Raw genomic sequence first — 10,000 nt, 5'->3', positions numbered from 1 at the left:
GATACGGCATTGCCGTAGCGGTCACGGATGACGAAATGCGTGGTCCCGGCGGGCTCCTGCGTCGCGTCTTTCGCCCAGGCCACGGCGGTGGGCGGCGTGCCATAGGTGGGGGCGGGCGACGCCTTGCCGATGGTGATGGTGGCCGCACGGCTGCGCACATAGGCCGGGTCACGCAAGCCTTTTATCGGGACGCTGACGAAATCGCTGTCGGCCACGTACTGATCGCGGTCGGCGTACATCAGCCGCTCGGCTTCGATAATCACCTGCCAGCCGCGCGCATCATTGACCCCGTAGGCGTTCATCGGGAAGGCTTCAACGATCTTCAGCGCCTGAAGCAGCGACACACCCGATGAGGGTGGTTCCGGCACGCAGATAATATAGACGCGATAGGTGTCGCAGACGGGGGCCCCGGCCTTCGGGAAATACATCTTGAAATCGAGCGGTTGCAGATCGCCGGGCAGGGGGCCTTCGTGGGTTTTGGCGATCATGGCCGCGACAAGCGGCCCTTCGCGGAAGATGACCGCCCCCTTATCGGCCAGGGTGCGCAGGGTCTGCGCATAGGCCGGGTTTTTCAGCACATCGCCGGTCTTTTTGACGCCACCCTTGCCGTCACCGAAATAGGTCTTCACATCGGGCGTCTGGCTTTGCGGGAAGCGCCCGCTGGCCAGATAGTTCCCCAGACGCGGCGAAATGACAAAACCCTCTTCGGCCAGTTTTTCCGGCATGTGGAACAGGTCCTTCCACGCCAGCTTGCCGTGCTGAGCATGGGCCATGTCGAGCATCAGCACCGCGCCCGGTACGCCGGTGGCGCGGCCCGACACCACCGCTTCGCCAAAGGGCAGAGGTGTCCCATCGGGCTTGAGGAACAGGGTGCCGTCGGCGGACTTCGGCGCGGTTTCGCGGCCATTATAGGCCGTGGTTTGACCCGTCTTATGATCGTAATAAACCATGAAGGCCCCGCCGCCGAGGCCGGAGCTTTGCGGCTCGACCAGAGACAGGGTGGCCTGAATGGCGATGGCGGCATCGACCGCCGTGCCGCCGCGCTCCAGTATCTCCATGCCCGCCTTGGCGGCCAGTGGATTGGCCGCCGCCACAACCGGGGTGAAGCGCTCAGCAGGCCGGGGGGCAAAGGTGGCGCATCCGCTCAGACCAAAGGCCAGTGCGGCGACGAGAACAAGGCGGCGTGACAGCATGGGGAGGTTTCCGCGGGAATATGAAACACAGAGGCGTACAGTATAGGAAGCGCGAACTCTGGCCACCAGAGTTTTACAGGCGCGCGGTAAATTTTTGCCCCTTATGGCGCGTGAAACAAAGACAGCGAGTCAGCCTCAAAGATGCTAGAGCGGAATGATTTCTACTGGAATCATTCCGCTCTAGCCGCCATTGAGGCGGCGGCCAAGGTGGCGAAGCCACCGCCCGGCGAGGGGCTATACAAAATCTAAATCATTATGTTTCTACCAGAAATCATAATGATTTAGGAAACCTCTCGGTTAGGGTTTCAGGATCACTTTATGCACACGCTCGACGATCTCCGTTCCGGCGCGCTTACAGGCGCGACAAGCGTAAGACTCAGCGGGCTGACGGCCTTTCCCGAAGCGCTGTACGATCTGGCCGACACGCTGGAAGTGCTCGATTTGGGTGGCAGTCAGTTAACGCACCTGCCGGAGGATTTCGCGCGGTTGCACCGGCTGAAAATCCTTTTCGGCTCGAACAATCCGTTTGAGACCCTGCCGCCGGTGCTGGGGCGCTGCGAGGCGCTGGAAATGGTCGGGTTTAAATCCTGCCGCATCCGTGAGGTGCCGTCCGAAGCCCTGCCGCCGCGCCTGCGCTGGCTCATCCTGACGGATAATCGCGTCGAAAGCCTGCCGCAGAGTCTGGGGGATTGTGCGGCCCTGCAAAAGCTGATGCTGGCCGGAAACCGGCTCACGGCTTTACCGGAAGCCATGCAAAACTGTCGCGCGCTCGAACTGGTGCGTCTGGCGGCTAATCAGTTTGAAACCCTGCCGGTGTGGCTGACCCGGTTGCCGCGCCTGTCCTGGCTGGCCTTGGCCGGCAATCCGTTCGCCGCCAGGGCTGAGACCGCTCTTACTCATGTGCCGGTAGCGGACATCGCGTGGTCTGACCTGTCGCTGAGTGACGTGCTGGGCGAGGGGGCGTCGGGCACCACGCATCTGGCGCAATTGTCGCATGAAGGCCTCAGGCGCCCGGTCGCCGTCAAGATATTCAAGGGGGCCATGACCAGCGATGGCCTGCCCCAAAGCGAGATGGCGGCCTGTGTCGCCGCCGGGCGTCATGAGGGCCTGATACCCGTGGTGGGCAGGGTGCGCGGTCATCCGGACGGGCGCGACGCACTGGTGATGGAGCGCATTGATCCCGACTGGCGCGTGCTGGCGGGGCCGCCGAACTTTGAGACCTGCACGCGCGACGTCTATGCGGAAGGGGTGCGATTCGACGTCGGGACGGCGTTAGGCATCGCTCAGCAAATCGCGAGCGCGGCAAGCCATCTGCACAGTCGAGGTATCCTGCACGGCGACCTTTACGCGCATAATATTCTCCATGATGGTCGCGGTCGCGCCTGTCTGGGGGATTTCGGCGCCGCGTCGGCCTATGACCCGGCGGACCGCACGCAGGCGGAGGCGCTGCAGCGTCTGGAGGTGCGCGCCTTCGGCTGCCTGCTGGAGGAACTGACGCGGCTATGCGACGCACCTGAGGCCTTGAAACGCTTGACGGCGGCCTGTGTCGATGTGCCGCAAAACCGCCCTCTGTTCCCTGAAATTGTTGAAAGTCTGGCAGCGATTGCGGGCTGATCTAAGAGGGAGCCGGTCCTTTGAAATGTGATCGGCTTTCCAATTGATCGCATGAATTGAGTAGGCGTCTTTATGAGAAACGCTGCCACCTGTTACCACTTGTTAACCTTAGTGGACGACTCCTTGTAACGCGGTTTTATTAGCGTAACTATAATCGGGGTCACCAATGCTGAATAACTTATCTATGCAAATCAAGGTGATAGTGCTTCTGGCACTGATCGCCATCGTCGGTGTAGGGGCTGTGCTCTACACCGACGCCTCGCTGGGGGGCAATATTGACAAATACGACGAAGCCCTGACCGGGCCGGCGCCGGGTACGGTGGCGCTGGCGCGCTCCGGCCGTCACGCGGCGTGGACCTCGCGCTCGATCCTCAAAGCCGTTATCGCCTCTGACGCAGATAAATTGGAAAAGGCCCAGCACGATATCGAAGACGGTAAGACCAAGTTCAACGCCGAAATGGACAAGGCCGAAAAGTTCCTGCCCAGCAAGGTCTCCGAGTTCAAACCCCTGCGCGAAAAATACAATACGGTGATGAGCACGGCCTGCGCCGAGGTGGTCAGCCTGGCGCAAGCCGGTCAGAAAGACGCCGCGATCGCCTCTATGGATAATGGCTGTGGCCCTGAACTGCTGGAGGTCATGACCGGCGTTGCCGGAATCGTGGACCGCACGATTGAAGAGAATAACGCTTTGGCGGCCAGCCTTCAGAAAAGCGCCGATGATGCCGTGCGCAATGCCAATATCATCGGTCTTATCGGCCTGCTGGTGGCCGGCAGCTTCGCCGTATGGCTGACGCGTAGCGGCATTTCGGCCCCTGTGGTTCGCCTCGATGGCCTGATGGGTCAGATGGCCAAGGGCAAGCTCGACGTCGTTATCCCCGGACAGGAGCGTCGCGACGAGATCGGCTCGATGTCGCGCACCGCCGAAGCCTTCCGTCAGGGCCTGATGGAGGCTGAAACCCTGCGCGCCTCCGCCGAACAGCAAAAGGCCATAGCCGAGGCCGAACGCCGCACGGCCATGCTCAAGCTGGCCGATGATTTCGAAAAGTCGGTGGGCGGTATCGTGTCGCTGGTGTCCTCTGCGGCCACCGAGATGCAGGCCGCTGCCGCGCAACTGAGCGCCACGGCGCAGGAGGCTTCGGCGCAGTCGGTCGCCGTATCTGCCGCCGCTGAGGAGGCCGGGGCCAATGTGACCTCGGTGGCCGCTTCTACGGAGGAACTGGGGGCTTCGGTTGGTGAAATCGGCCGTCAGGTCGAAACCTCATCCTCGGTCGCTGCCAATGCCGTGCGGGAAGCCGAAGAAGCGCAGATCGTGGTCAGCGAACTGAACGAAACCGCTGCCTCGATCGGGGGCGTGGTCGATCTGATCGCCGGTCTGGCCAACCAGACCAACCTGCTGGCGCTCAACGCTACCATCGAGTCGGCCCGCGCCGGTGAAGCGGGTAAGGGCTTTGCGGTAGTGGCCGCTGAGGTTAAGGCGCTGGCCTCGCAAACCGCCAAGGCCACGACCGACATCTCCGAAAAGATCGCCAAGATTCAGGACGCCACCAACCGGGCGGCGACGACCATGCGCAACATCGCCGGGACGATCCAGAGCCTCAACCATTCCAGCACGGCCATCGCTTCGGCGGTCGAGCAACAGAGTGCGGCGACGCAGGAGATCATTCAGGCGGTCAATCAGGCCTCGGTCGGCACGCAGGAGGTCACCTCCAACATGTCGGGTGTCGCACAGGCCGCGGAACAGACCGGGGAGGCCGCCGTGCAGGTACAAAGCTCGTCCGCTGAACTGGCCACCCAGGCTGAACGCCTGCATCACGAGATGGACAAGTTCCTGCAAACGGTCCGCGCGGCCTGATTGCGGTCACACTGCCAACAGAGCAAGCCCCGTCAGAAATGGCGGGGCTTTGTTTTGTGGATTTGACAAATGCGCAAAAGAAAAGGCTCTCCGTGGGGAGCCTGTCTTTGAAACAAATGGCGCACTCGAAGAGATTCGAACTCCTGACCCTCAGATTCGTAGTCTGATGCTCTATCCAGCTGAGCTACGAGTGCGTGTCCATTTCGTGTTCCCGCCTCAGCGGCGAGGGCCGGACAATTAGTCTCTTGGAATTTTAAACGCAAGCGCTTTTAAAAAGTTTTCCCCTGATTTTGTGATTTTTTTGAAAAGAGCGGTTGTGTGCCTCTTTTCGAAACGCAGGCACGGCTCTTGCTGATCTCAGCGGGCCTTGACTCATTTCGGGACAATAACCGTGGCGATCAAACACAATTACGCCTTTCGGCGGGAGACCGCTGACAAGCCGCTCAAACCGTCTCTGGTGCGTCCGCTCGACATCATTGTGGGCCTGAGCATCGGTATGGCGCTGGCGGCGTTTCTGATCTTCTAAGCGCATTCCGAAAATGCGCACCCGCTAAAAGTCTATCCCGCGTTTAACCGGCGTTCGACCTGCGACACACGCAGGGCCAGCAGGGCGGCGGTAAAGCACATGAGGGCGCAGAACCACAGCGGGCCATCGGCCCCCATCTGACTGAACAGGAAGCCTGCCACCACCGGCCCGGCAATGCGCGCAATCGCCCCCGTCGATTGATTGAGGCCCAGCATGGCCCCCTGACGGTCGGTGGCCGTCGATTTTGAGATGATAGCTGAGATCGAGGCGAAGATGACCGCCTGCCCCAGAGCGGCCAGCATGACCAGCGGCGTAACCAGCCACGGCATCTGATTGATCCCCTGAAGGAAGAAGCCCATGCCGAACACGGTCAGCCCTAGCACCAGTATGTGCGCTTCGCCGTACCGGCGCACCAGCGGGCGGGTAAAGACCATCTGCATCAGGGCGGCGGTAACGCCGATAAACAGGAAGACCAGGCTGACTTCACGCGGACCCCAGTCGTAGCGCGCCTTGGCCCACAGGCCGAAGGTGGCCTCAAGACCGGCCAGTGCGGCCATGTAGAACAGGGTCGAGAGGATCAGGCGGCTGATGATCGGATGGCGGCGGGCTTCGGCGAAGGTGGCGCGGAAATTTTGCGGAGCCGCATGGGTACGCACGCGGCTTTCGCGCACATAGAAGAGAATGCCCAGCGTCGCCACGGCGGAAAGGCCTGCGGCGAGGAACAGCGGCAGGCGGAATCCGGCGGCCCCGGCTTCTTCGTGAGCCAGAAACCCGCCCATGACCGGGCCGATCACAAAGCCCAGTGAAAAAGCGGCGCCGATCAGGCTCATGCGACCGGCACGCTGATGCGGCTCGGACATGTCCGACACATAGGACTGGATGCACGACACATTGCCGGAGCCTATACCGTTCAGGAAACGGATGGCGATGGCCCACCAGACATTGGGCGCAAAAGCCAGCAGCACATAAAAGAGGATGTTAGAGGCGGTGGTGATCAGCAGAACCGGTTTGCGTCCCCACTTGTCCGACAGGCTGCCCCACAGGGGTTCGGCAAAAAACTGCCCCAGTGAATAGGCGGCAAACATCAGCGTCACCTGCCACGGCCCGGCGTTGAGCGTCTGGGCGAAGAACGGCATCAGGGGCACCAGCAGGCCAAACCCCACCAGATTGATGAAGACGACAGCGAACATGACGCTGAGCGCACCATTGTCCATGATGGCGCGTCTGAGCGTCGGCTTGCCGCCTTTGGTGTCGGGTGAGGTGGCGGTCTCGGCGTCGGGCCCTGAGACGGAGGGTTCCGGTCGGGGCGGCTGGGGCTTCGTCACTGACATTGACCTTCTATAGGGCATTTGGGTGCAGGTGCGAAAGCCCCGCCTTTCGCCTTCGCACGGTTTTTGAAACAGGGGTGTCTTGACTCGTTTTAAATGTTCTTGGTATGTTCTTTATATGCAGGCGGCGCAGACCAGACAGTGGGACGACGGGGGTGGGCTGAAATGGCTCTATCTCGATATGAACAGCTTCTTCGCCAGTTGCGAACAGCAGGCCCGGCCGCACATGCGCGGGCAGCCGCTGATCGTGGTGCCGGTCAAGAGTGACTATACCTGCGCCATTGCCGCCAGTCAGGAAGCCAAGAAGCTGGGAATCAAGACGGGGACTTCGGTCGCCGTGGCGCGGCAGCTCTGTCCCAATCTGCACGTCGTCGAAGCGCGGCCGGATGACTATGTGCGGATTCACCACCGCATCCTTGAGGAGGTCGATCACGTCATCCCCGTCGAAAAGATTTGCTCGATTGATGAGGTGGCGTGCCGGCTGATGGGGCCGGAGACGGTGGAGGCGGCGGCGCGGGCGCTGGGGCATCGTATCCAGAGACGCATCCTGTCAAATATCGGCGAGTGTCTGACGGCCTCGATCGGGCTGGCCCCCTCGCGGATGCTGGCCAAGACAGCGGCGGATATGCAAAAGCCTTTGGGGATGACGGTGCTGCGCCGCGATCAGTTGCCGGGGCCCTTGCTCGACATCGACATCGGTGATTTTCCCGGCATAGGCCCGGCGATGAAGGCGCGGCTGCATAAGGCCGGCATCAGCGATCCGCGTCAGCTCTGGCACCTCAGCGCCAGCCGGATGCGTCAGTTATGGGGCGGTATCGGCGGGGATCAGTTCTGGTACGCCCTGCACGGCATCGACCCGCCGGAGATCGAAACCGAACGCGGCAGCATCAGCCATTCGCACGTTCTGGCGGCTGAGCTGCGTCCTGTGGACGCTGCGCGTGCCGTGGCCCGCCGGCTGACGGCCAAGTGCGGGTCGCGGCTGCGGCGCATAGGCTATAAGTGCGGCGGCCTGCACCTGTCTATCCGCGGCACACAGGAAGGGCGGGCGCAGGCCGAGCGCCTGTTTATGGCCACGGCCGACAGTTTCCGTATGCTGGAGGCAGCGGATGCGTTGTGGGACGTCTGCGTGCGCACCCTCAACCAGACGCGCATCAAGAAGGTGTCGGTCACCTGTCTGCGCCTGATTCCGGCGGATACGGCGCCTGACCTGTTTGGCTATAGTCCGGCGGCGGCGGAAGACCCGCGCCATATGCGCCTGCTGGAGGCGATGGACGCCCTCAATCAGCGCTTCGGCAAGGATCGCATCAGCATCGGGCCAAAGCCCAAACTGCATGAATTTGTAGGCGCCAAGATCGCCTTTAACCGGGTGCCTGAAACGCCAGAGTTCTGGGAATGAGGTTGTGCGCTTACGCAGTGCAGCAATTTTGGGTTCTCAAACGCGCAAGGGAGGGGTATAGCTTAGGTCATGAATGACAAGGTCTTCTATACCAGCGCGGCCGTGGTCGCCCTTTTGATGATTGCGCTCAGCCTTGTCTGGCCGCAGGGGCTGGGGACGCGCTCGCCGGCGCCGTTCGGCCATGACATCGTGCTGCCCGATGTGGTGCGGGCTCAGCGCGAGAAGGCCGAGCGCGACGCAAAGCGCAAGGCCGAGCAGGCCGCTGAGCGTGCCGCCAAGGCACAGGCGGCCACTGAGGCCTCAGCCTCTTCGACGGCTTCGGCTTCGGCACAATAAAACCCATGACGCGCGTTCTGGTGTTCGGCTACGGCTTTATTGGCGCGGCCTTTGCCGATCTGTGCCGGGCGCGCGGCTACCGCGTGTCGGCTACGGCCCGCACGGCGGAAAAGCGAACGTGGCTGGCCGGGCAGGGGATCGACGCCGCGGACCCGCTGAGCCCGCAACTGAGCGATTTCGCGGCAGCCGCTGACCTTATCCTGATCACGTCCGCACCGGATGACGCTGGTTGTCCGGCCTTTGCAGCGTTGAGTGCGGCCCTGCATGATGCGCCGCGCAAATGGCTGGGCTATCTTTCGACCACCGGGGTCTATGGCGATCGGGGCGGCGGCTGGGCCTTTGAGGATCAGGCCCTCACACCCCTGTCCACCGAAGGCCGCCGCCGCGTGCAGGCCGAAACCCAGTGGCAGTCCTTCAGCAGTCAGCATGATGTGGCGGTATTCCGTCTGCCCGGCCTGTATGGCGTGGGCCGCAGCGTGATCGAACGTCTGCGTGACGGGACGGCGCGACGCATCCATAAGCCGGGTCAGGTCTTTTCGCGCCTTTATGACACTGACTGCGCCGACGCCCTGATGCGTAGCGCCGAGCGTCGGCGCGCCGGGGCGGTCTATAATCTGTGCGACGATGAGCCAGCCCCGGCGGATGCCGTGCTGGTGTGGGCGGCCCAGACCTTTGGCTTCGCGGTGCCACCCGAAATCCCGTTTGACGCGCCGGACCTGAGCCCCGGCATGCGGCGCTTTTATGCCGAAAACAAGCGCGTTTCCAATGCCCTGGCCAAGGCCGAACTGGGCTGGCGGCCGCAATTTCCGACCTATCGCGAAGGTCTCCGCGAAGTCCAACGCTTAGTGCGGAATGTCTCCGTCATTCCGCACTAAATTTTTGTTTGTCGCGCAATTTTTCCGTAAAGTGGTGCCCACTTTATCGGATTGCGCTTAATAGGCCAGAGCCAGACCATCCTTACGCATTTCGGTGGCCGCCCCGTAGGCACGGCCCAAAGGATCGGCCTGCGTCACGATGGCCTGATAGCCGCCATAATTGCCGGGCGACGGCTTGATAGACCAGCCGAGTTTTTCGAGACCGGCACGCGTTTCCGGCGGCACGCCGCTTTCGAGATTGAGCGTCCCGGTGCCTTCCGCCGCTTCCCCGGTGGGTTCGGATGAGCCTTCGTGGTGCCAGCGCGGGGCATCGCCCGCCTCCTGTAAGCCCAGCCCGTAGTCGATCAGGTTGACGAGAATCTGCGCCTGACCCTGCGGCTGCATATCGCCACCCATGACGCCGAAGCTGAGCCACGGCTGGCCGTCCTTGCAGGCAAAGCCGGGGATGATGGTGTGGAACGGTCGTTTGCCCGGCGCATAGACATTGGGCGAGCCGTCGCGCAGCGAGAACAGTTCGCCGCGGTCCTGAAGCATAAAGCCCAGACCGTCGGGAATAAGGCCTGACCCCATGCCGCGATAGTTGGACTGAATCCAGCTCACCATCATGCCGTCTTTGTCCGAAACGGTGAAATAGGTGGTGTCGCCGCGTGCCGGGGCCTCATAGGGCACGACGCGCGGCAGGATGGCATCGGGACGGATTTTCGCCGCCTGTTCCTGCGCATAGGCCTTGGACAACAGGGCCTCGACCGGGATTTTCGAGAAGGCGGGATCGCCAAAGAATTTGGCCCGGTCCTCAAAGGCCAGACGCTTGGCCTCGATCTGGGTGTGCAGCGAGGCGATCGTCTGAAACCCCATGCCTTTCAGATCAAACGTCTCCAGA

General features: G+C 62.2%; 9 protein-coding genes and 1 tRNA gene. 6 read left to right on the top strand and 4 right to left on the bottom strand.

From position 1 onward, the window contains the following. The coding region (locus tag LDL37_RS03275) for a gamma-glutamyltransferase (RefSeq protein ID WP_290794284.1) at positions 1-1,193 on the bottom strand (1,193 nt) is incomplete at its 3' end. A 318-nt stretch (positions 1,194-1,511) separates the two neighbouring features. Here LDL37_RS03275 and LDL37_RS03270 point away from each other — a divergent pair. Then, positions 1,512-2,807 (top strand): leucine-rich repeat-containing protein kinase family protein, encoded by a 1,296-nt coding sequence (locus tag LDL37_RS03270; protein WP_290794281.1) that lies wholly within the window; start codon positions 1,512-1,514, stop codon positions 2,805-2,807. Between the two features lie 184 nt (positions 2,808-2,991). After that, positions 2,992-4,659 carry a methyl-accepting chemotaxis protein gene (locus LDL37_RS03265; protein ID WP_290794278.1) on the top strand — a complete coding sequence of 556 codons (1,668 nt, stop codon included), beginning with the start codon at positions 2,992-2,994 and terminating at the stop codon, positions 4,657-4,659. A 117-nt stretch (positions 4,660-4,776) separates the two neighbouring features. On the opposite strand, the gene LDL37_RS03260 is transcribed toward LDL37_RS03265, so the two are convergent. After that, positions 4,777-4,853: transfer RNA gene (locus tag LDL37_RS03260), tRNA-Arg, on the bottom strand. A gap of 197 nt (positions 4,854-5,050) precedes the next feature. On the opposite strand from LDL37_RS03260, the gene LDL37_RS03255 reads away from it, so the two are divergent. Continuing rightward, positions 5,051-5,185 carry a hypothetical protein gene (locus LDL37_RS03255; protein ID WP_269471948.1) on the top strand — a complete coding sequence of 45 codons (135 nt, stop codon included), beginning with the start codon at positions 5,051-5,053 and terminating at the stop codon, positions 5,183-5,185. A 32-nt stretch (positions 5,186-5,217) separates the two neighbouring features. Here LDL37_RS03255 and LDL37_RS03250 read toward each other — a convergent pair whose 3' ends face one another. Further along, positions 5,218-6,516 (bottom strand): MFS transporter, encoded by a 1,299-nt coding sequence (locus LDL37_RS03250; protein ID WP_290794271.1) that lies wholly within the window; start codon positions 6,514-6,516, stop codon positions 5,218-5,220. A 79-nt stretch (positions 6,517-6,595) separates the two neighbouring features. Here LDL37_RS03250 and LDL37_RS03245 point away from each other — a divergent pair, with 79 nt between their 5' ends. The 3 genes from LDL37_RS03245 (at position 6,596) to LDL37_RS03235 (ending at position 9,120) form a co-directional block, all read left to right on the top strand. Beyond that, on the top strand, positions 6,596-7,909 hold the full coding sequence (locus tag LDL37_RS03245) for a DNA-directed DNA polymerase (RefSeq protein ID WP_290794268.1): 1,314 nt from the start codon (positions 6,596-6,598) through the stop codon (positions 7,907-7,909). Positions 7,910-7,978: 69 nt separating this feature from the next. Next, positions 7,979-8,245 carry a hypothetical protein gene (locus tag LDL37_RS03240; protein ID WP_290794265.1) on the top strand — a complete coding sequence of 89 codons (267 nt, stop codon included), beginning with the start codon at positions 7,979-7,981 and terminating at the stop codon, positions 8,243-8,245. A gap of 5 nt (positions 8,246-8,250) precedes the next feature. Continuing rightward, the gene (locus tag LDL37_RS03235) at positions 8,251-9,120 is read left to right on the top strand and encodes an SDR family NAD(P)-dependent oxidoreductase (protein ID WP_290794262.1); all 870 of its coding nucleotides are present in this window, start codon (positions 8,251-8,253) and stop codon (positions 9,118-9,120) included. A gap of 57 nt (positions 9,121-9,177) precedes the next feature. Here LDL37_RS03235 and LDL37_RS03230 read toward each other — a convergent pair. Then, positions 9,178-10,000: gamma-glutamyltransferase (locus tag LDL37_RS03230; RefSeq protein WP_290794259.1), on the bottom strand; the 823-nt coding region annotated here is incomplete at its 5' end.

It is taken from the genome of Asticcacaulis sp., assembly GCF_020217185.1.
Classification (GTDB): domain Bacteria; phylum Pseudomonadota; class Alphaproteobacteria; order Caulobacterales; family Caulobacteraceae; genus Asticcacaulis.
This window is presented reverse-complemented; position numbering and strand designations above follow the sequence as displayed.

Bases quoted from the DNA above. Each gene is read 5' to 3' on its own strand.
- LDL37_RS03270 (WP_290794281.1), top strand. From the start codon at position 1,512: ATGCACACGCTCGACGATCTCCGTTCCGGCGCGCTTACAGGCGCGACA.
- LDL37_RS03250 (WP_290794271.1), bottom strand. From the start codon at position 6,516: ATGTCAGTGACGAAGCCCCAGCCGCCCCGACCGGAACCCTCCGTCTCA.
- LDL37_RS03265 (WP_290794278.1), top strand. From the start codon at position 2,992: ATGCAAATCAAGGTGATAGTGCTTCTGGCACTGATCGCCATCGTCGGT.
- LDL37_RS03235 (WP_290794262.1), top strand. From the start codon at position 8,251: ATGACGCGCGTTCTGGTGTTCGGCTACGGCTTTATTGGCGCGGCCTTT.
- LDL37_RS03240 (WP_290794265.1), top strand. From the start codon at position 7,979: ATGAATGACAAGGTCTTCTATACCAGCGCGGCCGTGGTCGCCCTTTTG.